Source organism: Pikeienuella sp., from assembly GCF_046290545.1.
Taxonomy (GTDB): Bacteria; Pseudomonadota; Alphaproteobacteria; order Rhodobacterales; family Rhodobacteraceae; genus Pikeienuella.
Genome location: NZ_JBKAGV010000010.1, coordinates 137,973 through 161,892 on the forward strand (window position 1 = coordinate 137,973; position 23,920 = coordinate 161,892).

General features: G+C 72.6%; 28 protein-coding genes, 1 other RNA gene and 1 pseudogene. 17 read left to right on the top strand and 13 right to left on the bottom strand.

Annotated elements, in window-relative coordinates; all coding sequences use genetic code 11:
- Positions 1-80 precede the first annotated feature (80 nt).
- Positions 81-722 carry a ribonuclease T2 family protein gene (locus ACE37J_RS08965; protein WP_409710548.1) on the bottom strand — a complete coding sequence of 214 codons (642 nt, stop codon included), beginning with the start codon at positions 720-722 and terminating at the stop codon, positions 81-83.
- Between the two features lie 114 nt (positions 723-836).
- Here ACE37J_RS08965 and ACE37J_RS08970 point away from each other — a divergent pair, with 114 nt between their 5' ends.
- Complete coding sequence (locus ACE37J_RS08970) at positions 837-1,601, top strand: DUF1013 domain-containing protein (protein WP_409710320.1); 765 nt, start codon at positions 837-839, stop codon at positions 1,599-1,601.
- A 209-nt stretch (positions 1,602-1,810) separates the two neighbouring features.
- Positions 1,811-2,467 carry a VPLPA-CTERM sorting domain-containing protein gene (locus ACE37J_RS08975; RefSeq protein ID WP_409710323.1) on the top strand — a complete coding sequence of 219 codons (657 nt, stop codon included), beginning with the start codon at positions 1,811-1,813 and terminating at the stop codon, positions 2,465-2,467.
- A gap of 3 nt (positions 2,468-2,470) precedes the next feature.
- On the opposite strand, the gene ACE37J_RS08980 is transcribed toward ACE37J_RS08975, so the two are convergent.
- Positions 2,471-4,033, bottom strand: coding sequence for a trimethylamine methyltransferase family protein (locus ACE37J_RS08980; protein ID WP_409710326.1), 1,563 nt, complete (start codon positions 4,031-4,033; stop codon positions 2,471-2,473).
- 91 nt (positions 4,034-4,124) lie between these two features.
- Positions 4,125-4,853 carry an HAD family hydrolase gene (locus ACE37J_RS08985; protein ID WP_409710328.1) on the bottom strand — a complete coding sequence of 243 codons (729 nt, stop codon included), beginning with the start codon at positions 4,851-4,853 and terminating at the stop codon, positions 4,125-4,127.
- A 387-nt stretch (positions 4,854-5,240) separates the two neighbouring features.
- Between ACE37J_RS08985 and ACE37J_RS08990 the strand changes: the two genes are divergently transcribed.
- A complete protein-coding gene (locus ACE37J_RS08990) occupies positions 5,241-7,277 on the top strand; it encodes an FAD-dependent oxidoreductase (protein ID WP_409710331.1) in 2,037 nt (678 codons plus the stop codon).
- Between the two features lie 23 nt (positions 7,278-7,300).
- Complete coding sequence (locus ACE37J_RS08995) at positions 7,301-7,705, top strand: RidA family protein (RefSeq protein ID WP_409710334.1); 405 nt, start codon at positions 7,301-7,303, stop codon at positions 7,703-7,705.
- A 58-nt stretch (positions 7,706-7,763) separates the two neighbouring features.
- Here the strand turns inward: ACE37J_RS08995 and ACE37J_RS09000 are convergent, their stop codons facing one another.
- The 5 genes from ACE37J_RS09000 to ACE37J_RS09020 form a co-directional block, all read right to left on the bottom strand.
- Positions 7,764-8,948, bottom strand: a complete 1,185-nt coding sequence (locus tag ACE37J_RS09000) for a vWA domain-containing protein (protein WP_409710337.1) — start codon at positions 8,946-8,948, stop codon at positions 7,764-7,766.
- Positions 8,949-8,957: 9 nt separating this feature from the next.
- Positions 8,958-9,146, bottom strand: coding sequence for a hypothetical protein (locus ACE37J_RS09005; RefSeq protein WP_409710340.1), 189 nt, complete (start codon positions 9,144-9,146; stop codon positions 8,958-8,960).
- A 71-nt stretch (positions 9,147-9,217) separates the two neighbouring features.
- Positions 9,218-9,949, bottom strand: coding sequence for a hypothetical protein (locus tag ACE37J_RS09010; RefSeq protein ID WP_409710343.1), 732 nt, complete (start codon positions 9,947-9,949; stop codon positions 9,218-9,220).
- Entirely contained in the window at positions 9,946-10,443 is a 498-nt protein-coding gene (locus ACE37J_RS09015) for an RNA polymerase sigma factor (RefSeq protein ID WP_409710347.1), read from the bottom strand. Before ACE37J_RS09015 ends, ACE37J_RS09010 begins: the two co-directional genes overlap by 4 nt.
- A gap of 98 nt (positions 10,444-10,541) precedes the next feature.
- Entirely contained in the window at positions 10,542-11,483 is a 942-nt protein-coding gene (locus tag ACE37J_RS09020) for a hypothetical protein (protein ID WP_409710350.1), read from the bottom strand.
- Between ACE37J_RS09020 and ACE37J_RS09025 the strand changes: the two genes are divergently transcribed.
- The 5 genes from ACE37J_RS09025 to ACE37J_RS09045 all read left to right on the top strand — a co-directional run bounded on the left by ACE37J_RS09025 (position 11,478) and on the right by ACE37J_RS09045 (position 16,810).
- A complete protein-coding gene (locus ACE37J_RS09025; protein WP_409710353.1) occupies positions 11,478-12,425 on the top strand; it encodes a S8 family serine peptidase in 948 nt (315 codons plus the stop codon). The two genes, ACE37J_RS09020 and ACE37J_RS09025, sit on opposite strands and share 6 nt — an antisense overlap.
- 107 nt (positions 12,426-12,532) lie before the next feature.
- Positions 12,533-13,186, top strand: coding sequence for a hypothetical protein (locus tag ACE37J_RS09030; RefSeq protein WP_409710355.1), 654 nt, complete (start codon positions 12,533-12,535; stop codon positions 13,184-13,186).
- A 38-nt stretch (positions 13,187-13,224) separates the two neighbouring features.
- The gene (locus ACE37J_RS09035; RefSeq protein ID WP_409710358.1) at positions 13,225-14,016 is read left to right on the top strand and encodes a hypothetical protein; all 792 of its coding nucleotides are present in this window, start codon (positions 13,225-13,227) and stop codon (positions 14,014-14,016) included.
- Positions 14,017-14,027: 11 nt separating this feature from the next.
- On the top strand, positions 14,028-15,110 hold the full coding sequence (locus ACE37J_RS09040) for a hypothetical protein (RefSeq protein WP_409710361.1): 1,083 nt from the start codon (positions 14,028-14,030) through the stop codon (positions 15,108-15,110).
- Positions 15,107-16,810, top strand: a complete 1,704-nt coding sequence (locus ACE37J_RS09045; RefSeq protein ID WP_409710363.1) for an ATP-binding cassette domain-containing protein — start codon at positions 15,107-15,109, stop codon at positions 16,808-16,810. The genes ACE37J_RS09040 and ACE37J_RS09045 overlap by 4 nt, the downstream gene beginning before the upstream one ends.
- On the opposite strand, the gene ACE37J_RS09050 is transcribed toward ACE37J_RS09045, so the two are convergent.
- Both ACE37J_RS09050 and ACE37J_RS09055 read right to left on the bottom strand, forming a co-directional pair.
- Positions 16,707-17,363: a phosphotransferase family protein gene (locus tag ACE37J_RS09050; RefSeq protein WP_409710551.1), complete on the bottom strand. Its 657-nt coding sequence runs from the start codon at positions 17,361-17,363 to the stop codon at positions 16,707-16,709. The genes ACE37J_RS09045 and ACE37J_RS09050 overlap by 104 nt on opposite strands.
- Positions 17,336-17,629 (bottom strand): hypothetical protein, encoded by a 294-nt coding sequence (locus tag ACE37J_RS09055; RefSeq protein ID WP_409710366.1) that lies wholly within the window; start codon positions 17,627-17,629, stop codon positions 17,336-17,338. The genes ACE37J_RS09050 and ACE37J_RS09055 overlap by 28 nt, the downstream gene beginning before the upstream one ends.
- 79 nt (positions 17,630-17,708) lie before the next feature.
- Between ACE37J_RS09055 and ACE37J_RS09060 the strand changes: the two genes are divergently transcribed.
- From ACE37J_RS09060 to ACE37J_RS09070, 3 genes are all read left to right on the top strand, one after another.
- A complete protein-coding gene (locus ACE37J_RS09060) occupies positions 17,709-18,395 on the top strand; it encodes a metal-dependent hydrolase (RefSeq protein WP_409710369.1) in 687 nt (228 codons plus the stop codon).
- 65 nt (positions 18,396-18,460) lie between these two features.
- Positions 18,461-18,766, top strand: a complete 306-nt coding sequence (locus ACE37J_RS09065; protein ID WP_409710372.1) for a hypothetical protein — start codon at positions 18,461-18,463, stop codon at positions 18,764-18,766.
- Between the two features lie 142 nt (positions 18,767-18,908).
- Complete coding sequence (locus tag ACE37J_RS09070) at positions 18,909-19,094, top strand: hypothetical protein (RefSeq protein ID WP_409710375.1); 186 nt, start codon at positions 18,909-18,911, stop codon at positions 19,092-19,094.
- On the opposite strand, the gene ACE37J_RS09075 is transcribed toward ACE37J_RS09070, so the two are convergent.
- Positions 19,078-19,518 carry a nucleoside deaminase gene (locus tag ACE37J_RS09075; protein WP_409710378.1) on the bottom strand — a complete coding sequence of 147 codons (441 nt, stop codon included), beginning with the start codon at positions 19,516-19,518 and terminating at the stop codon, positions 19,078-19,080. The genes ACE37J_RS09070 and ACE37J_RS09075 overlap by 17 nt on opposite strands.
- Positions 19,519-19,584: 66 nt before the next feature.
- On the opposite strand from ACE37J_RS09075, the gene ACE37J_RS09080 reads away from it, so the two are divergent.
- Positions 19,585-20,505, top strand: coding sequence for a pseudouridine synthase (locus ACE37J_RS09080; RefSeq protein ID WP_409710381.1), 921 nt, complete (start codon positions 19,585-19,587; stop codon positions 20,503-20,505).
- Here the strand turns inward: ACE37J_RS09080 and ACE37J_RS09085 are convergent.
- A complete protein-coding gene (locus ACE37J_RS09085; protein WP_409710384.1) occupies positions 20,432-21,019 on the bottom strand; it encodes a hypothetical protein in 588 nt (195 codons plus the stop codon). The genes ACE37J_RS09080 and ACE37J_RS09085 overlap by 74 nt on opposite strands.
- Before the next feature lie 28 nt (positions 21,020-21,047).
- On the opposite strand from ACE37J_RS09085, the pseudogene ACE37J_RS09090 reads away from it, so the two are divergent.
- The 3 genes and pseudogenes from ACE37J_RS09090 to rnpB all read left to right on the top strand — a co-directional run.
- Positions 21,048-21,506, top strand: a pseudogene (locus ACE37J_RS09090) (N-acetylmuramoyl-L-alanine amidase); the annotation flags it as partial.
- Between the two features lie 62 nt (positions 21,507-21,568).
- Complete coding sequence (locus ACE37J_RS09095) at positions 21,569-22,342, top strand: hypothetical protein (protein WP_409710387.1); 774 nt, start codon at positions 21,569-21,571, stop codon at positions 22,340-22,342.
- Between the two features lie 28 nt (positions 22,343-22,370).
- Positions 22,371-22,744: RNase P RNA component class A (gene rnpB, locus ACE37J_RS09100), an RNA gene on the top strand.
- A 199-nt stretch (positions 22,745-22,943) separates the two neighbouring features.
- Here rnpB and ACE37J_RS09105 read toward each other — a convergent pair.
- Entirely contained in the window at positions 22,944-23,351 is a 408-nt protein-coding gene (locus ACE37J_RS09105) for a GFA family protein (RefSeq protein WP_409710390.1), read from the bottom strand.
- A 70-nt stretch (positions 23,352-23,421) separates the two neighbouring features.
- Between ACE37J_RS09105 and ACE37J_RS09110 the strand changes: the two genes are divergently transcribed.
- Positions 23,422-23,913 (top strand): flavin reductase family protein, encoded by a 492-nt coding sequence (locus ACE37J_RS09110; protein WP_409710393.1) that lies wholly within the window; start codon positions 23,422-23,424, stop codon positions 23,911-23,913.
- Positions 23,914-23,920: the final 7 nt, after the last annotated feature.

Here is a 23,920-nt window from a genome sequence, read left to right on the forward strand (position 1 = left end):
GGCGGGTGCGCGGGGCCCGCACAAGCGTCGCCCCCCCCTCCCCCTGCCGGGGGAAGGGGAGGCGCGCCACGCGGCGCAGCTCACCGCATTTTCGGCATGAGCGAGACCGCCCGGCAATCCCGCCGCGCATCCGGAGCGCAGGCGCGGGGCTCCAGCGCCTTTGTCATGCAGATGCGGACTTCCTGGATGAAGCCGTCCCGGCAGGTCACCGTCACGCCGTCCCTCTCAAGCGCAGGGTTCGCTTCGAGGAAGGCCTCCTCGACCACGGCGGGCGCAATCTCCATGTCGCGGGGGAGGCGGCGGAAGATGTCCGGTCGGGTCACGGCGGCCCAGGCGCGGCGCGTCGCGTCGAAATATTCGGTGGCGGAGAGGCCGGTGCAGCGGCCGTGCTTGCGCCATTGATAGGCGGCGAGGCCGGAGGAGCCCATGATCGGGGTCATTTCCGCCGTCTCCCGCCGCGACGGGTCCCGCTCCCGCGTCCGGCAATCCTGGGGCCAGCCGCGCTCGTATTGCGGCCAGAGGCCGTGGACGGTGAAGCCGTGGTCGTGGCGGGCGTCGCATTGCTCCGCGCTGCGCGCGTCCCCCTCCCGCGCGCACCAGGAGGCGTTCCAGGAGAGGGCGAGGACGTAATAGTCGAATTCGCCCGCCCGGTCTTCGGCCCGCGCCGCCGCGAACGGGAGGAAAAGCAGGAGAAAGCAGAGTCGGAGCATGTTGAGAAGCATCTTTATTCGCCCGGTCATCGGGTCTATATACCCGCCAATCTCCCCTCGAACACCGACTAACGCTCCGGCGCCGGTTTTCGGACCGCGGAGAGCCATGCCCTGAGGAGACCGACCATGACCGACCTTCCGCTCCTGCCCAAGGCGACCGCCGTCTGGCTCGTGGACAACACCGCCCTGACCTTCCAGCAGATCGCGGACTTCACCGGCATGCACGAACTCGAGATCGGCGGCATCGCCGACGGCGAGGTCTCCATCGGCATCAAGGGGCTCGACCCGGTGGCCCGCGGGCAGCTGACGAAGGAGGAGATCGCGCGCTGCGAGGCGGACCCGAAGGCGCGGCTGCGGCTCCAGAAGAAGACGCTCGCGCCCGAGCAGAAGCGGAAGGTGCCCCGCTACACCCCGCTTTCCAAGCGGCAGGACCGGCCGGCGGCCATCGCCTGGCTCGTGCGCTATCACCCGGAACTGGCGGACAGCCAGATCGCCAAGCTCGTCGGCACGACGAAGCCGACGATTCTCTCCGTGCGCGAGAAATCGCACTGGAACATGCCGAACATCCGCCCGGTGGACCCTGTCGCCCTCGGCCTCTGCAAGCAGATGGAACTCGACGCGGCGGTGAAGCGCGCGACCGCCCGCAAGGCGAAGGTCGAAGGCGAGACGATGACGGACGAGGAGAAGAAGGTCCTCATGTCCACCGAGGCGAGCCTTCACGCCCATGTCGAACCCGCCCGCCCGCAGAAGAGCTTCGGCGGGCTCGAGAACTTCTCCATCCTCGGCGACGAGCGCGAGGAGGAGGGCGGGCGCAGCACGCTCGTGGACGCGGAAAGCCTCTTCAACCTGCCGAAGGGCGGGGAGGATGACGAGGACGAGCAGCCCCGCTGACTGCCTCGCTGACTGGACCTCGCTGACTGGGCCCCGCTGACTGGGCCCCGCTGACCGGGCGCTGCGCGGCATGGTTGTGTCGTATTGATCACATCACAGGCGCCATGGAGCGTGGCGCCTGCCCCGACGCCTTGAATTTGTCAAGAAGTTGAGACAAATTCTGAATGTGCGCGGATGTGGCCGCGCGATGTGGTCTTGTGGGGACTGACATGAAAGCGCTCTTTCGCGCGGTCGCTCTTGCGGCTGCGCTCGGCGCATCGGCGGCTGTGGGGGCCGCTCATGCGACAAGCGTCGTCTTCTTCGACGATTTCGAGGATGAGACGCACTGGCACAATGCCCAGTTGACGCACTGGAACGTCACCAACGGCGCGATCGACGTTGTCGGCGGCGGGTACAGTTTCCTCTGGCTGGGCGGCGACGGGCTCTTCCTCGACCTCGAAGGGTCGATGAACATGGCGGGGCGAATCGAGACGAAGAGGACGTTCGAGCTGGTGCTCGGCGAACTCTACGAATTCTCGTTCGACTACGCCCGCACGCATACGCGCCCGGAGACGATCTTCTACAGCATCGGAAGCATCGACGGCCGGCTCAACCTGCCCGGCGCGATCAAGCACGGCTTCATGAGCTTTTCGACCACCTTCCTGGCGGTCGACCAGTTCGTGACCATTTCGCTGTCGACGACCGGGACGGACAATATCGGCCCCAAGGTGGACAATGTCGGGCTCTTCGGCCCGCTCGCGCTCCGGCTCGCGGCGGCGCCCTCGCAGGGCGTCACCGCGGCGGTGCCGACGCCGGAGGCGCTTCCGCTCCTGCTGACCGCGCTCGGCGGGCTCGTGTTCCTCAACCGCCGGCGACGGCGCGGCTGAGGCTCAGAAATCGGTCGGCGCGCCGCCTTCGCTCTTCCGGCGCGCGACGAAGGATGCGAGCGCCTCGCGGGTCCCCTCGTCCATCGGCGGGGGCGTGAACTCGGCGAGGATCTCCTTCCAGATCCGGTTCGCGCGCTGCGGCGTCTCCACGGCGCCCGCCTCCGTCCAGGCTTCGAAATTCCGCCAGTCCGAGAGGAAGGGCGTGTAGAACGCCGTCTCGTAGCGCTCCTGCGTGTGCTGGCAGCCGAAGAAATGGCCGCTCGAATCGACCTCGCGGATCGCCTCCAGCGCAAGGTCCGCCTCCATGGCGGAGACGCCCTTCATGTAATGGGCCATCTGCTGGATCAGCTCGCAATCCATCACGAACTTCTCGTAGGAGGCGATGAGCCCGCCTTCGAGCCAGCCCGCGCCGTGATAGACGATGTTGGCCTGCGCGGTGACGCAGGCCCAGAGCGAATTCGCGCTCTCCCACATCGCCTGCCCGTCCGGCGCGTTGGCGGCGCAGGCGTTGGAAGCGCGGAGCGGCAGGCCGTAGAAGCGCGCCATCTGCCCGGCCATCTGCGTCGCGCGCGAATATTCCGGGGTGCCGAAGGCGGGGGCGCCGGACTTCATGTCCACATTCGAGGTGAAGGTCCCCATCACCACGGGCAGCCCCGGCGCGATCCATTCGAGGAGCGCGACGGCGGCGAGGCATTCGGCGACTGAGAGCACGGTCGCCCCCGCCAGCGTCACCGGCGCCATCGCCCCGGCGAGGGTGAAGGGCGTGACGATCACCGGCTGGCCGCGGCGGGCGAGGCGCATCGCGCCGTCCAGCATCGGGAAATCGTGCTTCAGCGGGGAGGAGGAGTTGATGTTCGTGTACATCCGCGGCGCGGCGTCGAATTCGGCATGGGAGAGGCCGCCGGCGATGCGGACCATCTCCATCACGTCCTCCACCCGCTCCGCCCCGAGCGAATAGGCGTGGCAGACCTTGTCCGTCAGCGTCAGCTTCTCATAGAGGCAGTCGAGATGGCGGATGGAGGCGTGGATGTCCACCGGCTCCACCGGATAGCCGCCGGCGAGATGGATGCAGTTGAAGTATTGCGTGAGGCGGATGAAGTTGCGGAAGTCCTCCATATTGCCGACGCGGCGGCCATGATCGAGGTCCATCGCGTTCGGCGGGGAGGAGACATTGACGAAGACCATGTCGGCCCCGCCGATATGGACGCGCCTTTCGGGGTTCCGCGGGGTGATGTCGAATTCGCGGGGGGCGCGGGCGACCATCTCCATCACGAAGTCGCGGCCCATGCGGACGCGATCCCCCTCCACCTTCGCGCCGGCCTCGCGGAGAATGGCGCGGGCTTCCTCGTTGAGGAAGTCGACGCCGATCTCCTCCAGCACGCGCATCGCGGCGTCATGCACCGCCTCGACGCCTTCGGGGCGGAGCGGGGCGGTCGGATGGTCCGTGTTGACGATCCGCCCCCACGGGGTCTGGCGGATCGCGGCGGAGCCGCCTCGGCGCTGGTTGCCGGCCCTGCCGCCGCGGGCGCGGCGCGAGGGGGCTTCGCGCGTCTCTGTCTCGGTCATCTCTGCAATCCTCTGGAGCGGCCCCGAGCATCGCGCGCCTCCCCGCGACGTCAATCGCGGCTTGCGACGCCCGGCGCCGCGAACGCGCGCTCTAGGCGGGGAAGGCGCGAATGAGCCAGTCCGGCAGGTCGGCGGCGGAGGGGAGGATCACGTCCGCATGGGGCGCGAGCTCCCGCTCCGTCGCCGGGCCGGTGAGCACGCCCACCGCGGCGGCGAGGCCGGCGGCGCGGGCGGCGCCGAGGTCATGCACGCTGTCGCCGATCATCACGGTCTCGCCCGGCGCGAGGCCGGCGGCGGCGCAGAAGGCGCGGGGCATCCCCGGGCCGGGCTTCAGCCCATGGCCGCTGTCATAGCCGGCGTAGAAGCGGAAATGCGGCGCGAGGCCGAGCTGGGCGGCATGGGCCCGCGCCGCCGCCTCCGAATCGTGGGTGGCGACGCCGAGGGAGAGGCCCATGCCTTCGAGCCGGCCGAGCGCGCCGGCGAGGCCCGGAACGGCGACGAGCCCCGCCTCGTCCCCCGCCCCGGCGGCGGCGGCGCGGCGGTTCGCCTCGGCCTCGATCTCCGCCGCGTCGCCCTTCGGCAGGAGCGCGGCGAGGAGGGCGGCGACCTCGCCGGTCGATCCGGCGACGACGGGGGAGCCCGGCAGGAAGAGCCCGGTCGCCCCGTCGAAGCCGATGGCGTGGCCGAGCGCGCGGGCGAGCGGCGCGTCGCCCTCCGCCAGATCTTCGATCAGGCTCTCGACGAGGCCGCGCCATGTCGCCGTGAAGTCGATCAGCGTTCCGTCCTTGTCGAAGAGCGCGCCGCGGATTCGTGTCGCCATGCCGGCCTCCCTGTTCGCGCGCATGGTTGCGGGCGACGGAGCGCGGGCGCAAGCGCTTGACGGCGGGCTGCGTTCGGTCCGCCGCCGGATCGGCGCGCTGCGGCGGCGAGATGCGCCCGGCTGATCTGACCCGCGTCAGATCAGCCCGCGCCCGCCGCCCCCCCGGCGGGCGCGAGTCCGCGCCCACCGCGGCGTGCACGGTCTGATCTTCGACGTTCGGGAAGGCTTGGCGCCCCTCGGCCTCCGCAGGGGCTCCGGCCGAACGGCCCCTGCGGGTCTCCACCGGAGACCCGCTCTTCGGGGCCGTGGCGCACGGCCAAAGGTCGCATTACAAGCTCGTCCGCTCAAGCGCTTGACGGCGCGCCCGCCGCCGCGCCTGATGCGCCGATGCGCGACGACCCCCTCCTCCGCCCCTACCGGCTGAAGCATCTGACGCTGAAGAACCGGGTCATCTCCACCGCCCACGAGCCGGATTACGGCGAGGACGGGCTGCCGGGGGAGCGTTACCGGCTCTATCACCGGGAGAAGGCGAAGGGCGGCGTCGCCATGACGATGACGGCGGGCTCCGCCGTCGTCTCGCCGGACAGCCCGGCCGCCTTCGGCAACCTCAAGGCCTATGACGACCGGATCGTGCCGCTCCTCGCCCGCATCGCCGCGGATTGCCATGAGGAGGGCTGCGCTGTGATGATCCAGCTCACCCATCTCGGCCGGCGCACGACCTATGCGAAGGCGGACTGGCTGCCGCCCGTCGCCGCCTCCTCCCTCAGGGAGCCGGCGCACCGGGCCTTTCCGAAGGCGATGGAGGATTTCGACTTCGCGCGGATCGCGGCGGATTACGCCGCGGCGGCGCAGCGGATGCAGGCGGCGGGGCTCGACGGGTTCGAGATCGAGACCTACGGGCACCTCTTGGATGGGTTCTGGTCCCCGCTCACCAACCGGCGGGAGGATGAATACGGCGGGAGCCTCGAGAACCGGCTGCGTTTCACCTGGGAGGTCGGGCGGGCGATCCGCGCCGCCGTCGGCCCGGACTTCATCGTCGGCCTCCGCATGGTGGCGGACGAGCAGGCGGAGGGCGGGATCGGGCGCGAGGAGGGAATGGAGATCGCCCGGCGCGTCGTCGCCTCCGGGCTCTTCGACTTCATCAACCTGATCCGGGGGCAAGTGGACCATGACGCGCGGCTGATCCGCGTCATCCCGATGGCGGGCATGGCCTCCGCCCCGCATCTCGACTTCGCGGGGGAGGTCAGGGCGGAGACGCGCTTTCCCGTATTCCACGCCGCGAAGATTTCCGATGTGGCGACGGCGCGGCATGCGATCGAGAGCGGGAAACTCGATCTTGTGGGCATGACGCGGGCGCATCTCGCGGACCCGCATCTCATGCGGAAGGTGATGGCGCGAGAGGAGGCGCGCATCCGGCCCTGCGTCGGCGCGACTTACTGCCTCGACCGGCTCTATGAGGGCGGCGGCGCGCTCTGCCTCCACAACGCCGCGACGGGGCGGGAGGCGACGATTCCGCATGACATCCCGCGCGCCGGCCGCCCGCTCCGCGCCGTCATCGTCGGCGCCGGCCCGGGCGGGCTGGAGGCGGCGCGGGTCGCGGCGGAGCGGGGGCATCAGGTGACGCTGCTGGAGGCGGCTTCGGAGCCGGGCGGGCAGGCGCGGCTCATGGCGATGAACCCGCGGCGGCGGGAGCTGATCGGGATCGTGGACTGGCGGCTGGCGGAGCTCGAACGGCTCGGCGTCGACCTCCGCTGCAATGTCTTCGCGGAGGCGGAGGACGTGCTGGCGCTTTCCCCCGACATGGTGGTGATCGCCACCGGCGGGCTGCCGCAACCGCCGGCCATGGCGGGCGCCGATCTTTGCGTCACGTCATGGGACATCGTCTCGGGCGCCGTGAAGCCGGGGGCGGAGGTCCTGCTTTTCGACGACAACGGGGCGGAGCCGGGCATGGCCGCGGCGGAGATGATCGCCGCCGCCGGATCGCGGCTGGAGGTGGTGACGCCCGAACGCGCCTTCGCCATCGGCATCGGCGGGATGAACCACGCGCCGCTCGCCGCCGCGATGCAGCGGGCGGGCGCGCGGATCACGGTCAACACGCGCGTCCGGGCGGTGCGGCGGGAGGGGAACCGGCTCGTCGCGACGCTCGGCTCGGAATTCGAAGCTGCTTACGCGGAGGAGCGCGCGGTCGATCAGGTCGTCGTCGAACACGGGACGGCGCCGCTCGACGATCTCTATTTCGCGCTGAAGCCGTTGAGCCGGAACCGCGGCGAGATCGACCAGCGGGCGCTGATCGGGGCGGGGGAGATCTTCCCCGACCGCGCGCCGGAGGCGGCCTTCCGGCTCTGCCGGATCGGGGATGCGGTCGCGTCCCGCAACATTCACGCGGCGATCTACGACGCGGTGAGGATCGGGCTCAGGTGGTGAGCGCCGACAGCAAGGAGAGAAGCATGGTCGAATACGTCAACCCGCCGAACACCGCGCCCGCGCAGGGGCTCTATTCCCATGTCGGCGTGCCGAGCGGGAAGGGCAGACTCGTCTTCATCGCGGGCCAGCTTTCGGTGAACCTCGCGGGGGACGTGGTGGGGAAGGGCGATTTCGCGGCGCAGTTCCACCAGTGCTTCGGCAATCTCGGCGATGTGCTGAAGGGGATGGGCGGGGATTATTCCAGCATCGTGCGGATGACGACGATCTTCGTGCACAGCCAGGATATCGAGCCCTTCATGGCGCTGCGGAAGGCGCTCTTCCCCACGATCTTCCCGGGCCCGCTCTTCCCGCCCAACACGATCCTCGTGGTGGACCGGCTGGTGAAGGAGGATTTCCTCTTCGAGGTGGAGGCGGTGGCGGAGATCTAGGGAGCGGGGCGCCTCTGTTCGTCGGGGTCCCGGCTCAAGGCCGGGACTGCGGGAAGGGCTACCGCGACAATTCCCGCATCGCGCCCTCGATGCCCTGGAGCGTCATCGCATACATCCGGTCGGCGAATATCTGCCGGATGAGCTGGGTGGACTGGGTGTATTTCCAGTGCTGTTCCGGGGTCGGGTTGATCCAGACGCTCTTCGGCCATTGCCCGATGGCGCGGCGGAGCCAGACCTCGCCGGCCTCCTGGTTCCAGTGCTCGACGGCGCCGCCGGGCTGCACGATCTCGTAAGGGCTCATCGCCGCGTCGCCGACGAAGACGACGCGGTAATCCGGCCCGTAGGTGCGGAGGATCTCGTGCGTCGGCGTCTGCGCGTCCCACCTCCGGCGATTGTCCTTCCACACGCCTTCGTAGAGGCAGTTGTGGAAGTAGAAATGCTCCATGTGCTTGAACTCGGTGCAGGCGGCGGAGAACAGCTCCTCCACGACCTTCACATGGCCGTCCATCGAGCCGCCATTGTCGAGGAAGAGGAGCACCTTCACGGCGTTTCGCCGTTCGGGCCGCGTCTTCACGTCGAGATAGCCGTGTTCCGCGGTGGCGCGGATCGTGCCGTCGAGATCGAGCTCCTCCTGCGCCCCGTCCCGCGCCCAGCGGCGGAGGCGACGGAGCGCGACCTTGATCGTGCGCGTCCCGATCTCGACATCCGAATCGAGATTGCGGAATTCCCGCTTGTCCCAGACCTTCACCGCGCGGCGGTGGCGGCTCTCCTTCTGGCCGATCCGGACGCCTTCGGGGTTGTAGCCATAGGCGCCGAAGGGGGAGGTGCCGGCGGTGCCGATCCATTTCGAGCCGCCCTGGTGCCGGCCCTTCTGCTCCTCCAGCCGCTGGCGGAGCGTCTCCATCAGCTTCTCCCAGCCGCCGAGCGCCTCGATCTGCGCCATCTCCTCCGGCGAGAGGTGCTTTTCGGCGAGCTTGCGGAGCCATTCCTCGGGCAGCGCCGTCTCCGCGATCGCGTCGGCCAGCGCGGCGCTTTCGAGCCCCTTGAAGCAGGCGGCGAAGACCTGGTCGAACCGGTCGATATGCCGCTCGTCCTTCACCAGCGCGGCGCGGGCGAGGTGATAGAACGCCTCGACGTCGTACATCGCGACGCCCTTCTGCAGCGCCTCGATCAGCGTCAGATACTCGCGGAGCGAGCAGGGCACCTTCGCCTCGCGAAGGGAAAGGAAGAAACGGTTGAACATGGGGGGAGCCTAGCCGGCCCCGCCTTCCGCGAAAAGCCCGATCCAGACGATCACGATGGCGATGAGGAAGCCGAGGAGGCCGAAGCCGAGCGCATGGCCGATGGCGTATTGCCAGCGGTCGGCGACCGTGCCGCCCCGGCGGGCGGCGCGGACCCAGCCGAGCGCGAAGCCGAAGATCGTGGCGGCGATGGGCAGCATGGCGAGCCTTTCCTCCTGAAGCGCGCCTTCCCTGCCCGCTGGCGGCCTCGGACGCAAGCGGGCTTTCCGCCTCAGCGCCAGCCTGCGCCGATCCGCGCCGCCTCCTCCGCCGGGGAGAGGGCGGGGCCGGCGCCGAGCGCGTCGAGCAGGGCGCCGACGGCGTCCGCCGCGGCGCCTGAGGCGGGGGCGAAGCCGCCCGAGGCGGTCTCCGCCTCCGGCGCCGCGGCGAGGACGCGGACGGACCATCGGCCATCCTCCCGGCAGGCGAGGCCGAGGGCGGTGACGGCGCCGCCATCCCCCAGCGTCTCGAACTCCCGGCAGGGGCCCGCCGCCGTCTCGAAGCTGACGAGGGGGCGCAGGCCGGCGGCCTCGCTCCCGCTCGCCGCCGTCTCGAAGGCGGCGGCGGCTTCTTCCGGCGCGGGGCCGGCGCCGAGCGCGAGCCGCGCCCCCTCCGGCGCGCCGGTTCCGAAGAGCGCGCCGCCGAGCCCGAGCCCGACCGTGAGCGCGAGCGTGGCGGCGAGCGCCGAGAAGACGGCGGGCGGGGCGAGGAAGGGCTTGCGCTTCAGCGTCGCCACCTTGCCGGGCTCGGCGAGCACGGCGGCGCGGAGCGGGGCGGGCGCCTCCTCCTCCGCCGGGGCGGCGAAGGCCTCGCGCAGGAGGTCGTTCATCTCCATCAGCTTCAGCGCGAGGCGCGCGGCCTCCGGGTCCGCCTCGATGATGCGGGCGACGCGCGCCGCATCCTCTCCGACCAGCTCCCCGTCCACATAGGCGGCGATTTCCATCTCGGTCCACTCCTTGCTCATGCCGCGGTCTCCATCATCTCGCCGAGCCGCGCCCGCGCCCGCGCGAGGCGGCTCATCACCGTTCCGATCGGCGCCCCGATCACGTCCGCCGCCTCGCGGTAGCTGAGGCCTTCGACGGCGACGAGCGCCAGCACTTCCCTCTGTTCGTCCGGCAGCCGCTCCATCGCGGCGCGGACCCTGTCCAGCGTCATCCGCGCCTCGGCCTTGCGCTCGGCGTAGCCATCGTCGGAGAGCGATTCGAGCAGCTCCGGGTCGCTCGAACCCGGGCGGCGGGCGCGGGTGCGGGCGCGGTCGATCCAGCCGGTCCGGAGAATCCGGAACATCCAGGAATCGAGCCGCGTGCCCGGCTCGTACTGGTCCAGCGCGCCGAGCGCCTTCAGGCAGGCGGCCTGCACCAGATCGTCCCCCTCGTCCCGGCTGCCGGTCAGCGACCAGGCGAAGCGCCGGAGCCGGGGTATGAGGGCGACAAGTTCCGCCTTGACGTCTTCGCTCATGCCGGATTTCTCCCTTGTTCGCGGGTGAAACGCCGCCAACGAGGCGTCTATTCCCGCAGCGGGGGAATTTTTCAACGGTTCGGCGCGTTTCATCCGCGTCAACCAAGGAGACCACGATGCGCGCCCTCTGGACCATTCTCTTCACGCTCGGGCTCGCCTTCGCGCCCTTCGGCGACGACTGGACGCTTTCGACCTTCCGCGGCTCGGCGAAAGCGGATGGCGGAGAGAGCGACGGCAGCGGCGGGGGAGGCGGCGGCGACAGCGACGGGGGCGACGGCGATGGCGACGGCGACGGGGATGGAGACGGCGACGGCGATGGCGACGGGGATGGAGACGGCGACGGGGATGGAGACGGCGACGGGGATGGGGATGGCGACGGGGATGGGGATGGGGACGGCGACGGGGACGGCGACGGGGATGGCGATGGCGGCGATGACGGCGGCGGCAGTGGTGGAAGCGGCGGCGGCAGCGGCGGCGGAAGCGGCGGCGGCGGGGATGACGGCGGCGACGACGGTGGCGACGATGGCGGGGATGACGGTGGCGACGATGGCGGCGACGACGGCGGCGACGACGGGGGAGATGACGGCGGCGACGATGGCGGCGACGACGGGGGAGATGACGGCGGCGACGATGGCGGCGACGATGGGGGAGATGACGGCGGAGACGACGGCGACAACGACCGGGACGACAATGACCGGGACGACAATGACCGCGACGACGACGACCGGGACGACGACCGGGACGATGACGACCGCGACGATGACGACCGGGACGATGACGACGGGGACCGCCGCGACGATGACGACGATGACGATGACGATGACGATGACGACGATGATGACGACGAGGACCGCACGACGGCCCCGCAGCGGGCGCTCGCGGCGCTCTTCGGCGCGCCGCGCTCGCCTGACGGGCGTGACGTGCTGCCCGAGGAGATCGTCGCCTTCGGCCTGAGCCCGGCGGCGCTTCAGGCGCTGGCGGCGCGGGGCTATGTCGCGCTTTCGGAGGATCGGCTCGGCGGGCTCGGGGAGGTCATGCATGTCCTCTCCCTGCCGCTCGGACAGAGCGTCGAAGCCGCGCTCGCCGCCGCGCGCAACATCGCGCCCGAGGCGGTGTTCGACCAGAATGACCTCTACGACAGCGGCGCCGGCGCCTGCGCCGGGGAGGAGTGCTGGGGGGCGCAGTTCGTCAGCCTCGATACGGGCCCGGCCGACGCCTGCACAGGGGCCGCGCCGATTGCGATCATCGACACGGCGGTGGACCTTTCGCACCCCTCGCTGCGCGGGGCCCGGATCGAGCAGGCGAGCTTCCTCACGCCCGGCCTTTCCCCCGCGCCGCCCGATCACGGCACCGCGGTCGCCGCGCTCCTCGTCGGGGAGGCCGCGCCCGGCATGGCCCCGCTCGCCCCCGGCGCGCGGCTCCTCTCCGCCGCCGCCTTCGCGCAGCGGGGCGAGGCGACGCGCGCCGACGCGGCGGCGCTGATCCGCGCGCTCGACTGGGCGCTTGCCGAGGGCGCGCGCGTCGTCGGCATGAGCATCGCGGGGGAACACAACATCCTCCTCGGCCGCGCGCTCGACACGGCGGGGCGGCGGGCGAACATCGTCGCGGCGGCGGGGAATGCCGGGCCGGGCGCGCGCGCCGCCTTCCCGGCCGCGCTGCCCTCCGTCATCGCCGTCTCGGCCGTGGACCGGCGCAAGCGCGCCTGGCGCGGGGGCAATCGCGGCCCCTATGTCGAGTTCGCGGCGCCGGGCGTGAACGTCGCCTCCGCCGCGCCGGACGGCGGCTCGCAAGGGTGGACGGGGACGAGCTTCGCCGTGCCGTTCGCGGTCGCGGCCCTTCTCCGCGCGCGCGGCGCCGCGGGCGGGGACCCGGAGGCGGCGCGCGCCCTGCTCGTGCGCGGCGCGGAGGATCTCGGCGCGCCGGGGCGGGACGAGGAGACGGGCTTCGGCCTTATCCGCGCGCCGGGGGGGCGCTGCCGCTAAGGCCTGCGCAAGGCGGAAAAAAGACGGGCCGCGCGGGAATAACCCGCGCGGCCCTTCGTTCTTCCTGCAACCGGCCCGAACGGGGCCGCCAAGCAGGAGACGAAACGATGAACCGCCTTTCCCCCCTCCGCCTGTCCGCCGCCGCCGCCGCGCTGCTCGGCCTCGCCGCCTGCGCCGGCGCCCCGGCCCCGGTCGCGCGCCTCGCGGCGCCGGCCGTCGCGCCGGAGACGGCGCCGCTTTCCGGGCCGCTCGCCGCGATGGCGAAGCCGCGCGCGCCGCTGACGGGCGACATCAGCGCGACCAACCTCATCGACGGCGCGCCCGTCACCCTTCGCGCCCGGGCGTCCGGCGACACGGTTCGCGTGGTGCAGTCCGACGGCTGCGCATGGACGCGCTGGGGCGACTGGTTCGCGCCCTCCGACAGCTGGGCGAATTGCGGCGAGTCGCAGAACTGGCATACCGGCCAGGCGACGGTTCGCCCGGTCGGCTCGCTCTGGCCGCTCCGGCCCGGCGCCGAGGCCGGCTATGTGCGCAACGCGACCTCCCATACCGGCCGCACCTACACGCGGGAGACGCGCTGCCGCGTCACCGGCTCCGAGGCGGTGATCCGCCCCTCCGGCGCCGCCACGCCCGCCCATGTCGTCGCCTGCGCGGACGGCAAGCGCGTCCGCACCACCTGGTTCGCCGAGGGCGAGGGGCCGGTGGCCTTCCGCGCCGTGCATGAGGAGAACGGGGTCGAAGAGGCCTGGGTTCGCAACTGAGCGGCGAAGCGCTCCAACTTGTCAGAAGAGGCGCCGAGATGATGCATGTGACCGAGACACGGGCGAAAGCGGGGGCCTTCCGGCTCGCCTTTCGGAAGGGCCGCGGCAAGCGGGCTCTGGATTGCTGGCTGGCGCTGCCGGCCGAAGCCGAGGCGGGCGCGCCGCCGCTGATCGCCCTCCACGGGATCGCGCGGGACGCCGAGGCGCAGGCCTGCGCCCATGCGCCGGGCGCCGCCGCCGCGGGCCGCGCCGTCATCGCCCCGCTCTTCGACGAGGCGCGCTGGGGCGGCTATCAGCGGGTGAAGCCGAACCGGGCCGACCGCGCGTTGCTCTCGCTCCTCGACGAGCTGGAGGACGAGGGGCTCCTCGAGACGCGGCGCTTCGACCTCTCCGGCTTCTCCGGCGGGGCGCAGTTCGCCCACCGTTTCGCGATGCTCTACCCTGAGCGCGTGCGGCGGCTGACCCTCGCCGCGCCGGGCTTCTGGACCTTCCCGGACGAGGCGCCCTTTCCCTATGGCTTCGGCGGCGAGTGGGGGGCGAAGCTCGCCTCCGGCTTCGATCGGATGCTCGGGCTCGACATCGCCGTCTTCGTCGGCGCGGATGACGACCAGCGGGACGAGAACATGCGCGCCGCGCCCGGGATCGACGCCCAGCAGGGCCCAAACCGGCGCGCCCGCGCCGGGGCCTGGGTCGCGGCGCTGAAGGCGGCCGCCGCGGAACGGGGCCTGCCCGCCCCGCGCCTCTCCCTCACCGTCGCGCCCGGCCTCGGGCATGATTTCGACGCCTGCGCCGCGGACGGCGCCCTCATCAACCTCGCCCATCGCGGCTGAAGCAAAGGACCATGACCATGACCGCCCCGTTTTCCGCCGCCCTTATCCGCACCAACGCCGCGCGGCTCGCCGAGCGCGCCAAATGGGCCTTCTCCGCGCGCCGCGTAGCGCAGGGAGACGTGGCCGGCCTCATCGAGGATGCGCGCGGCGCGCGGGCGGGCGATCTCGTCCTCGCCCGGGTCGCCCGGATCGGGCAGCACCGGAACATCCAGCTCGCCGCCGGCCGCCCCTCCCAGCTCTATGAGGGCGACCTGATCGTCATGCCCTGCGGCGCGCGCTACGCCGCCGACCAGTTCGAAGGGGTGGCCGAGATCGGCGCCGAGGCGGACATGCTGGCCGGCGGCGGCGTGCTCGGCCGGATGCGCGAGAAGCACGGGAAGATGGGCGCGCCGACGCGGGTGACGCCGCTCGGGCTCCTGGCCGATGCGCGGGGCGCGGCGCTCAACCTCTCCGCCTATGCGCTCGCGCCCGCGCCGCGGCCCGCCGGGATTTCCGCCATCGCGGTCGTCGGCGCCTCGATGAACGCCGGCAAGACGGCGACGACGGCCAGCCTCGCCCACGGGCTCGCCCGCGCCGGGCGGCGCGTCGCCGCGATCAAGGCGACGGGGACGGGCGCCTTCGGCGACTACAACGCCTATCTCGACGCCGGCGCGCATGTCGTGCTCGACTTCACCGATTGCGGCATGGCCTCGACCTATCGCGAGGCGCCGGCGCGGCTCTCCGCGGCGCTTGACACGCTGCTGGCGGAGGCTGCGGCGCGGGGCTGCGACGCGGCCGTCGTCGAGTTCGCGGACGGCGTGCTGCAGACGGAGACAGATGCGCTGATCTCCGACCCCGTTCTGCGCTCCGCCTTTGGCGGCTTCCTCTTCGCGACGGGCTGCGCGCTCTCCGCCGTCGGCGGCGTCTCCGCGCTCGCGGCGCGGGGGATCGCGCCGCTCGCCCTTTCCGGGCTCGTCGCCCGCTCCCCGCTTCTCGCGGCGGAGGCGGAGGCGGCGACGGGGCTGCGCGTGCTCGACCTCGGCGATCTTTGCGACCCGGCGGAAGCCGCCGCGCTGATCCGCCGGGCGGAGAGCGGCGCGCGGGAGGCGGCGTGAACGCGGCGCCCGCCCCGCTCGGCGACGGGCGGCGGGGCCGCTTCGCGGGCCTCGTCGCGCTCGCCTTCGGGCAGGCGGCGGCGATGGCCGCTGCGGCGGTGGCGACGCGGGCGGTTTTCTCCGCGATGCATGAGGGGCTTTCGCCGCTCGGCCCCGCGCTCGCCCTCGCCGCCGCGGCGCTCGCGCTCGCGCTTTGCCGCTGGGGTGGGCGCTGGGCCGCCGCCGGCCTCGGGCAGGATTACGCCGCGGCGGTGCGGCTCGCCGTTTTCCGCCAGCTTTCGCGGATGCCGGCGGAGGCTGTGGCGGCGCGGCGCGCGGGGGGGCTCACTTTGCGCTTCACCGGCGATCTTGCGGCGCTTTCGGGCTGGGTGAGCCGGGGCCTTGCGCCGCTCCTCGCCGCCGCGGTCGCGCTCCCCGCCGCCTTCGCCGCGCTCGTCTGGGTCAGCCCGGCGGCGGCGATGGGGGCGGCGCCGGGGCTCCTCATCGGGCTCGGGGCGATGGCGCTCTTCGGCGCGGGGCTCGGGCGGCGGCATCGGCGGCTGCGGAGCCGGCGCGCGCGGCTCGCCTCCGAAATGGCGGAGCGGTTGCCGCTTGCGCCCGAATTGCGGCTCGCCGGGCGGATGGCGACGGAGACGGCGCGGCTTGAAACCCGCGGCCGCGCGCTCCGCCGTGCCGCCGCCCTTCGCGCGCGGGACGCCGCTGCGCTCGCCGCCGCGCCGGATGCGATTGCGGGGCTCGCCGCGCTCGGCGCGATACTCGCCGTCTTCCAGGCGGGGGAAGGGCCGGCGGCGCTCGCCGGCGCGCTCGCCGCGCTCGGGCTGATGCTGACGCAGCTTCGCGACCTTGCGGGCGTCTGGGACCGGCGGCGCGCGCATGAGGCGGCGCGGGCGCGGCTCGACGCGCTGCTCTCCGCCCCGCGGCTCGCCCGGCCGGGCGCCGCGCGGCCGCGGAAAGGGCGGCCCGCGCTCGCCTTTGAAGGCGTCTCGGCGGGGCCGGTGACGGGGTTCGACGCCGCGCTCGCGCCCGGGGAGAAGGCGGCGCTGACCGGGCCGAACGGGGCCGGCAAGTCCGCCCTCCTGCGCGTCGCCGCGGGGCTCGACGCGCCCGCCGCCGGCAAGGTTCGGGTGCGGGGCGCGGCGCCCGCCTCGCTCTCCGTGGCGGACCGGCGGCGGCATATCCTCCATCTCGGGCCGCGCCCGCTGGTCCTCGCCGGATCGCTCCGCCGGGCGCTTTCGCTCGGCCTATCGCCCCGGCCGGATGACGCCGCGCTGATCGCGGCGGCGGAGCGGGCCGGGTTCGGCGAGACGCTGGCGCGGCTCGGCGGTCTTGACGGCGAAGTGGGGGAGGGGGGGCGCACGCTTTCCGCCGGGGAGCTCGCGAGGCTCGCGCTGGCGCGGCTGATCCTTTCCGACGCGCGGCTCGCGCTCATCGACGGGCTCGACGCCGCGCTGGACGAGGCGGGGCGGGAGGCGCTGCTCGAAGCCATCGCGGCGCGGAAGGGCGCCGTGCTCATCGCCTGCCGGGACGAGGGCTTCGCGGAGCGGATCGGCGCGATGTGGCGGCTGCCGGCGCCGCCCGCCTCCCGCCCGCGGGGGCTCAGCCGATCCGCGCCGCCGCAGCCTCGGCGAGGCTCCGCAACCGGGCGAGCCGCCGCCGCCGCCCGCGCGACGCCGCCCCTTCGCGCTCCGGGTCCGCGGTGAGGAGCGCCTGCGCGAGCGCGACGCGGAGGATGTGGAGCGCGACGAGCGGCGGCGGCGCGGGGAGCGCGCCGTAGCCGGCGAAAAACGCCGCCTCGTCCGCCGACGCGAGCCCGAACCGGCCGCGCCGCCGGGGCGGGAAGCGCGGGCTCCGCGCCGCCGCGGTGACGAGGAGCTGCGCGACGTCGGCCAGCGCCGGGCGCGTTTCGTCACCCGCGAAATCGACCATCCGGAGCGCGCCGCCGGCCAGAACGAGCAGGTTCTCCGCATGAAGGTCGCCATGCCCGGGACCGGCGGGGAGCGGCTCCGCCCGCGCTTCATGGAGCTTGCCGCAGGCGCGGCCGACAAGCGCGGCGAAGCCGGGCCAGGGCGGGCGGCCCGCGCGGGCCAGCGTCTTCAGGAGCGCGTCGGCCGGCCAGCCGCCGAAGGCGAGCGGCGCGCCGGGGGCGCTGCGGTGGAGCCGCGCGAGGGACGCGCCCGCCGCCTCGAGGAGCGCGGCGCGGCGAGCGGGGCGGAAGCGGGCGCGCATCAGGTCCCCGAACCGCTCCGCCTCCAGCCATTCGCTCGCGAAGGCCGCGCCGGCGAGCGGGCCGGGGGCGGGGGCGAGCGCGCCGCCCGGCCCTTCGAGCCGGGCGGCCCGCGCCTGCCCGCGATCGCCGCGTCGGCGCGGGCCTCGGCCTCCGGCCCGAGATAGACCTTCACGAAGGCGCCGCCCGCGCGGAACGCGGCGGCGCGGCCCGGGCGGAGGCGGAGGAGGGAGAGCGGAGCCGCCGGAAAATCCGCCGCCGCCAGCGCCGCCGCCGCCTGATCCTCCATCCCCATCGCCCCTGTTCCTTCGCGCCGGAAGCTATGCCACAGTCCCCCCGAGAAGGGCAGACGGCCCCGCGAGAGGAGCAGCAGCATGAAGATCACCTGGCTCGGCCATTCCGGATTCCGCATCGAGGCGGCGGGGCAAGTCCTGCTGGTCGACCCCTGGCTCCGCGGCAATCCGAGCTTCGACGAGGCGCGGTTCGACGAGGCGGTGGCGGGCGCGACGCATGTTCTCGTCAGCCATGCGCATGGCGACCACGCCTCCGGCGCCGCGGAGATCGCGCGCGCGACGGGGGCGAAGGTCGTCGGCATCTATGACTGGGCGACCTGGCTTGGCGAGACGGAGAAGGTCGAGGTCATCGGCTTCAACAAGGGCGGGACGGTGAAGCTTGGCGATGTCGCGGTGACGATGGTCAACGCCGCCCATTCCTCCTCCGCCAGCATCGAGGGGCGGCCCGTCTATATGGGCCATGAATCGGGCTACATGATCGCGGCCGAGGGCCATGTGATCTATTTCATGGGCGACACCGACGTGATGGCCGATATGGGCGTCTTCGCTGAGCTTCACGACCCCGATATCGGGATCGTGCCGATCGGCGGGCATTTCACGATGGACCCGCCCCGCGCCGCCTTCGCCTGCCGGAAATTCTTCAAGTTCCGGACGATCATTCCCTGCCATTACAAGACCTTCCCGCTCCTCGCCCAATCCGCCGAGGGGATGGAGGTTCCGGGCGCGCGGATTGTCGAGCCGGAAGTGATGAAGGCGATCGTGATCTGAGCGGAGATCGACCGCCGGTTGAAAGCGCCGTAGGATTCGCCATCTCGATGGCATGGGAGATCGCCATGAAGCCCTGCGCCTTCCTCTTCGCCTGCGCCGCCCTCGCCGCCGCGCCCGCCCTCGCGCAGGATGCGGAGCGGCCGCAGGGCGAGATCGTGCTGGAGGCCGCGCCGGACCGGGCGGCGGCCGAACGCTCGCCCTTCATCGCGCCGGGCTTCGACCCGACGCGGCGGCCGGAGCGGCGCTATGACAATATCTACGAGCGCAGCGCCTCGGAGGGCGACCGCTATGATTTCGAGGCTTCGGGCCCGCCAGGCCTCCGCAAGGGCGGGAACCGGCGGCTCCGTTCGCTCTTCGACCCTTCGGAGTAGCGCCGCGCTGCTTGCGGCGCTGCTCGCCGGCGCCGCATTCGCGCAGAGCCCGCCGCCGCCCGGTCAGATCGCGCCCTTTCCGCGCGCCGAAAATCCGCCGCCCTCCGCCGGCGCGCCGCCCGCCTCCTCCGACAGGCCGCTCGTGCGCGAGGAGACGCCTGCGGAGCGAAGCCGCCGCGAGGGCGGGACATTCGACAACCAGGGCCGCCTCCTCGACCAGCGGAGCCAGATCGAGCGCCAGCCGGCGATCAGGACGGACCAGCTGCGCCGCGACCAGAGCCCGAGCTATGGCGTCGGCCCCGGGCTGAACATCATCCGCCGCCCCTGAGGCCCGCGAAGAAGGCGCGGAGGAGCTCCGCCGCCTCCCGCTCCGCGATGCCGCCATAGAGTTCGGGGGCGTGATGACAGGTCGGCTGATCGAAGAAGCGCGGGCCGTGCTCCACCGCGCCGCCCTTCGGGTCCGCCGCGCCGAAATAGAGCCGGCCGATCCGGGCGAAGGAGATCGCGCCGGCGCACATCGCGCAGGGCTCCAGCGTCACGAAGAGGTCGAGCCCCGTCAGCCGCTCGGCGCCGAGCCGGGCGCAGGCCGCGCGGATGGCGAGGATCTCCGCATGGGCGGTGGGGTCATTCCGCTCCCGCATCCGGTTGCCCTCGCGGGCGAGGATGGCGCCGCCGGGCTCCGCCACGACGGCGCCGACGGGAACCTCCCCGCGCAGGGCGGCGGCGCGCGCCTCTTCCAGCGCGGCTTGCATATGAGGGGAGAAAAGGCCCATTGAGCGGTTTGAACCCGCGCCGCGCGCGCTTGCAAGGGCCGATCCATGGCGAAGGAAAGCGAAACGGAGGGGGGCGAGCGCATCGCCAAGCGGCTCGCCCGCGCCGGCGTCGCCTCCCGCCGGGAGGCGGAGCGGATGATCGAGGCCGGGCGCGTCTCCGTCAACGGCAGGAAGATCGCGAGCCCGGCGCTGAATGTGGGGGAGGGCGACCGGATCGAGGTGGACGGGCAGCCGCTCGCCGCAGCCGAGCCGCCGCGGCTCTGGCGCTATCACAAGCCCGTGGGCCTCGTGACCTCGGAACGGGACGAGAAGGGGCGGGCGACGGTGTTCGACAATCTGCCGCCGGACATGCCGCGCGTGCTGAGCGTCGGCCGGCTCGACCTCACCTCGGAGGGGCTCCTGCTCCTCACCAATGACGGCGACCTGAAGCGGAAGCTGGAGCTGCCCTCCACGGGCTGGACCCGCCGCTATCGCGCCCGCGCGCATGGCCGGATCGACGATGCGGGGCTGGAGCCGTTGCGAAAGGGCCTCACGGTCGAGGGCGAGCGCTTCCAGCCGATGAAGGTGGAGATCGAGCGGGCGCAGGGCGGCAATCTCTGGCTCGGGATCTCGCTGAAGGAGGGCAAGAACCGGGAGATCCGGCGGGCGCTGGAGGCGGTGGGCCTCGTCGTCAACCGGCTGATCCGCATCTCCTACGGCCCGTTCCAGCTTGGCGACCTCGCCGCGGGGGCGGTGGAGGAGGTCCGGCCGAAGATCCTGCGCGACCAGCTCGGCATCAAGCGGGACCCGGAGGCGCTGCGCGGCCCGGCGCAGCCGGCGCCCGCCCCCAAGCCCGGGGCGCCGAAGCCCGGCGCCCGCAAGCCGCGCGCGGGTGCGAAGCCGGGCCCCGCGCTCAGCTCGGGGCCGAAGCGCCCGTCTCCGGGCGGTAGCCCCGGCGGAGGGCCGCGAGGGTCGAGACGGGGGTGAGGAGGCGGAGCGGGCCGGCGGGCGCCTCGGGCGGCCCGTAGCCTTCGAAGGACCAGCGGCGGAGGGCTTCGCCCTCCCAGAGGAAGGCCGCGCCTGCGGTCTCCACCAGCGCGCCCGGCGCGAGGGCCTCGGGCTCGATGAGGGGCCGCGCGCCGCGCCGCTCCGCCGCCAGCCGCCGGTCCATCGCCTCGGCCATCGCCTCCCCGAACGCCTCCGCGAAGGCGAGCGCCGCCTCCCGCCGGCAGAGGAAGCAGGGCCGGTGACCGGCGGCGAGCGCCGTCGCCTCGTCGTGGAAGAAGAGCTCGGTGTAGCCTTCTCCCATGACCTCCCGCCGCCAGTCCTTCCACCTCAGGCGGCAGATGATCCAGCGGCGGGAGGCCTGGGGGCGCGCGATGCGGAACCCTTCGTGGATTCGTCCGCCGCGATTGCCCATCCATGCGCCGCGCGCGGGATGGGCGTGGACCGCCCCGAACGGGTCCACGCGGTTCGGGAGCGGGGAGGGGCGGCTGGACATCCGCGGAGGAAAGCCGAAACCTCGCGCGATGCAAAGCCCGAACCACAACGAGCGCCGCCTCGGCAAGCCGGACATGGTGGTGATCCACTATACCGGCATGGAGACGGCGGAGGCGGCGCGCGCCCGGCTCTGCGACCCGGAATCGGAAGTTTCGGCCCATTGGCTGATCCATCTCGACGGGCGGACGGAGGCGCTCGTTCCCGAGGACCGGCGCGCCTGGCATGCCGGGGTTTCGGAATGGGAGGGGGAGCGGGACGTGAATTCCCGCTCCATCGGGATCGAGCTGGTCAATCCCGGCCACGAGCATGGCTATCATCCGTTCTCCGAGCCGCAGATGGCGGCGCTGGAGCGGTTGCTGGCGGAGATCATGGCGCGCTGGCCCGTCAGCCCGCGAAACGTCGTCGGGCACGAGGATGTGGCGCCGGGGCGGAAGATCGACCCGGGCGGGAAGTTCGACTGGGCCCGGCTCGCGCGGCTTGGGCTGGCGGCGCGCGGTTGACCGCGCGCGCGGCGGCTGAAATGCTCGCCCGGTCAACGAAGGAGCGACCGATGCCGCCAGCCTTTCCGATCGGGGCGGCCGCCGCCCTTTTCGCATTCGCCCCCGCGGCGAACGAGTTCGACCGCAGCCCCGATTTCGCCGCCGCGGACGAGATCGCCGCGCTCCGGAGCCTGGACGAATTCAGGGGCCGCAGCCCGCTCCCTGACCGGGGCGAGTTTCAGGATGCGGACCCGATCTGCGACCTCGGCGACGAGACGATCAGCGCCATCGTCTACCAGCGCCCGGCGGCGGAGCTGCTGGCGCGCGGCGCCTCCATGCCGGAAGTGAAGGTTCTCTCGGGCGACTGCACGGGCGGCGCGCTGAGCGGGCCATTCGGCGCGCTCATCCTGCGAGAGGCGGAGCCTTCGGAGGCGCCTGTTGTCGAGGTCGTCACCTATATCGAGGGCGCGATGGAGAACGGCGCGCTCTCGGGCGTCGTTCTCAGTTCGGGCTCCCGCTACGAGTCCGAAAACTGGGGGGCGTTTCCCGCCTACTTTTCATTCAGGCGCGCGACTTATTCCGCCGGCGTGCTCGGCGGCGTCTTCATCGCGCAGGACTTTGTTCCGGTCGTCGAAGGCGGCTTCGTGCGGAGGACGATGACTCTCCGCTCGGGCGCCACTCCCGGCGCGCAGGAGCAGCGGCGCTATACCGGCGCCCGGCTCGACGCCGCCGTCACCTTCGTCAACGGCGCGCCGGAAGGGACGGCGCACTTTCCCTCCCGCGAGAGCGGGCCGACAACGGTCTGCTACAGCGGCGGGGCGCTGGTGAAGGAGGAGGCTTGCTGATCCGGCCCGCGGCGCGTAAACGCGGCGCGCGGATGGCCGGATAGCCGCGCTCCTTCGGGGGTGAGGAACGTCCGGGCGGCATGGAGAGACGGCGCCGGGTAACGCCCGGCCGGGGCGACCCGAGGGAAAGCGCCACAGAAAGCAAACCGCCTCCGTTCTCGGAGGAAAGGGTGAAAGGGTGGGGTAAGAGCCCACCGCGCCCCCGGCGACGGGGGCGGCATGGCAAGCCCCGCCGGCCGCAAGATCGAATAGGGCTGGCCGCGCCCGAAAGGGCGCAGGGGGTCTCCGCCCCGCCGGCCGGGTTGATCGCACGAGGCGCGCGGCGACGCGCGTCCCAGATGAATGGCTATCCATCCCGCGAAAGCGGGGGGACAGAACCCGGCGTACAGGCCATCCGCGCCTTATAGGAATCCGAGAATCGCCGCCGGCGCGGCGCCGTCATGCCCGGCCCGGGCCAGCGCGGAGAGCGCAAGAAAGGCCGCCACCGTCGCCAGCGCCGCAAGGGCCATCTTTCGCGACATTCTGTTCTCCTTCCCGCCCCGGAGACCAAGATGCGCGGCCGCCCTGCCGCCCGCCAGTGCAGGAATACACCCCCGGCGCCTCAGCCCTTCGTTCCCGGCCAGCGCGGAAGGCCGTCCGCCACCGGCAGCCAGTCCACCGCTTCCGCCGCGAAGACGTGGAATTCGGGGCGGAACGCCTCCGGCCGCTCCAGCGTCATCGCGTGGAAATCGGTCTCGTGCGCCCGTTTTTCGCAGCGATAGGCGAGCGGCGAGCCGCAGCGGCCGCAGAAGAGGCGCTCCACGCCGGGCGAGGAGGCGTAGGCGGCAGGCTCCGCCCCAGTCCATCGCCAGCGCTCGTTGGAGACGCCGAAATAGCTTGTGACCCCGGCGGAGGCGGCGCGGCGGCAGCTTTCGCAGCTGCAATGGCCGGCCCAGTTCGGCGCCCCCTCGAACTCATAGCGCACCGCGCCGCAGAGGCAGCGCCCCTGCGTGATCTCCGCTTCGCCCATTTCGCGGCTCCCGTCTTTCATCGCGGCCCTTCGCCTCTATATTGCGCAGGCGAAGCCGGAGGACAAAGACATGACCGTGGAAGCGGCCGCAGACGAGAAGCGCGCCCTTCGGACGGCCTTCGGCGCCTTCATGACCGGCGTGACCGTGGTGACGACGGTGGACGAATGCGGGACGCCGGTGGGCCTCACGGCCAATTCCTTCACCTCGGTTTCGCTCGAGCCGCCGCTCCTCCTCGTCTGCATTTCGCGGAAATCGCTCAGCCTTCCGGCCTTCCTGCGGACAGAGGGTTTCGCGGTGAACATCCTTTCCGAATCGCAGCAGGCGCTCTCGGACCGCTTCGCACGCCCGGCGGAGGATCGCTTCGCCGGGGTCGCGTGGACGCCCGGCCCGGTCGGCGGCCCGATTCTCGACGGGGTCTGCGGCTGGTTCGACTGCCGGCTGCATGACCGGCTGGAGGCGGGGGACCACGAGATCCTGATCGGCCGCATCGCCGGCTTCGGGCAGGAGCGGCTCCGCCCGCTCGGCTACGCGCGGGGCGGATATTTCTTGGCGGATATCTGATCACAGA

What these genes read in the sequence shown, in the direction of transcription:
- ACE37J_RS08965 (WP_409710548.1), bottom strand. Translation starts at nt 722, where the DNA reads ATGCTTCTCAACATGCTCCGACTCTGCTTTCTCCTGCTTTTCCTCCCG.
- ACE37J_RS08970 (WP_409710320.1), top strand. Translation starts at nt 837, where the DNA reads ATGACCGACCTTCCGCTCCTGCCCAAGGCGACCGCCGTCTGGCTCGTG.
- ACE37J_RS08975 (WP_409710323.1), top strand. Translation starts at nt 1,811, where the DNA reads ATGAAAGCGCTCTTTCGCGCGGTCGCTCTTGCGGCTGCGCTCGGCGCA.
- ACE37J_RS08980 (WP_409710326.1), bottom strand. Translation starts at nt 4,033, where the DNA reads ATGACCGAGACAGAGACGCGCGAAGCCCCCTCGCGCCGCGCCCGCGGC.
- ACE37J_RS08985 (WP_409710328.1), bottom strand. Translation starts at nt 4,853, where the DNA reads ATGGCGACACGAATCCGCGGCGCGCTCTTCGACAAGGACGGAACGCTG.
- ACE37J_RS08990 (WP_409710331.1), top strand. Translation starts at nt 5,241, where the DNA reads ATGCGCGACGACCCCCTCCTCCGCCCCTACCGGCTGAAGCATCTGACG.
- ACE37J_RS08995 (WP_409710334.1), top strand. Translation starts at nt 7,301, where the DNA reads ATGGTCGAATACGTCAACCCGCCGAACACCGCGCCCGCGCAGGGGCTC.
- ACE37J_RS09000 (WP_409710337.1), bottom strand. Translation starts at nt 8,948, where the DNA reads ATGTTCAACCGTTTCTTCCTTTCCCTTCGCGAGGCGAAGGTGCCCTGC.
- ACE37J_RS09005 (WP_409710340.1), bottom strand. Translation starts at nt 9,146, where the DNA reads ATGCTGCCCATCGCCGCCACGATCTTCGGCTTCGCGCTCGGCTGGGTC.
- ACE37J_RS09010 (WP_409710343.1), bottom strand. Translation starts at nt 9,949, where the DNA reads ATGAGCAAGGAGTGGACCGAGATGGAAATCGCCGCCTATGTGGACGGG.
- ACE37J_RS09015 (WP_409710347.1), bottom strand. Translation starts at nt 10,443, where the DNA reads ATGAGCGAAGACGTCAAGGCGGAACTTGTCGCCCTCATACCCCGGCTC.
- ACE37J_RS09025 (WP_409710353.1), top strand. Translation starts at nt 11,478, where the DNA reads ATGCATGTCCTCTCCCTGCCGCTCGGACAGAGCGTCGAAGCCGCGCTC.
- ACE37J_RS09020 (WP_409710350.1), bottom strand. Translation starts at nt 11,483, where the DNA reads ATGCATGACCTCCCCGAGCCCGCCGAGCCGATCCTCCGAAAGCGCGAC.
- ACE37J_RS09030 (WP_409710355.1), top strand. Translation starts at nt 12,533, where the DNA reads ATGAACCGCCTTTCCCCCCTCCGCCTGTCCGCCGCCGCCGCCGCGCTG.
- ACE37J_RS09035 (WP_409710358.1), top strand. Translation starts at nt 13,225, where the DNA reads ATGATGCATGTGACCGAGACACGGGCGAAAGCGGGGGCCTTCCGGCTC.
- ACE37J_RS09040 (WP_409710361.1), top strand. Translation starts at nt 14,028, where the DNA reads ATGACCATGACCGCCCCGTTTTCCGCCGCCCTTATCCGCACCAACGCC.
- ACE37J_RS09055 (WP_409710366.1), bottom strand. Translation starts at nt 17,629, where the DNA reads ATGGGGATGGAGGATCAGGCGGCGGCGGCGCTGGCGGCGGCGGATTTT.
- ACE37J_RS09060 (WP_409710369.1), top strand. Translation starts at nt 17,709, where the DNA reads ATGAAGATCACCTGGCTCGGCCATTCCGGATTCCGCATCGAGGCGGCG.
- ACE37J_RS09065 (WP_409710372.1), top strand. Translation starts at nt 18,461, where the DNA reads ATGAAGCCCTGCGCCTTCCTCTTCGCCTGCGCCGCCCTCGCCGCCGCG.
- ACE37J_RS09075 (WP_409710378.1), bottom strand. Translation starts at nt 19,518, where the DNA reads ATGCAAGCCGCGCTGGAAGAGGCGCGCGCCGCCGCCCTGCGCGGGGAG.
- ACE37J_RS09080 (WP_409710381.1), top strand. Translation starts at nt 19,585, where the DNA reads ATGGCGAAGGAAAGCGAAACGGAGGGGGGCGAGCGCATCGCCAAGCGG.
- ACE37J_RS09085 (WP_409710384.1), bottom strand. Translation starts at nt 21,019, where the DNA reads ATGTCCAGCCGCCCCTCCCCGCTCCCGAACCGCGTGGACCCGTTCGGG.
- ACE37J_RS09095 (WP_409710387.1), top strand. Translation starts at nt 21,569, where the DNA reads ATGCCGCCAGCCTTTCCGATCGGGGCGGCCGCCGCCCTTTTCGCATTC.
- ACE37J_RS09105 (WP_409710390.1), bottom strand. Translation starts at nt 23,351, where the DNA reads ATGGGCGAAGCGGAGATCACGCAGGGGCGCTGCCTCTGCGGCGCGGTG.
- ACE37J_RS09110 (WP_409710393.1), top strand. Translation starts at nt 23,422, where the DNA reads ATGACCGTGGAAGCGGCCGCAGACGAGAAGCGCGCCCTTCGGACGGCC.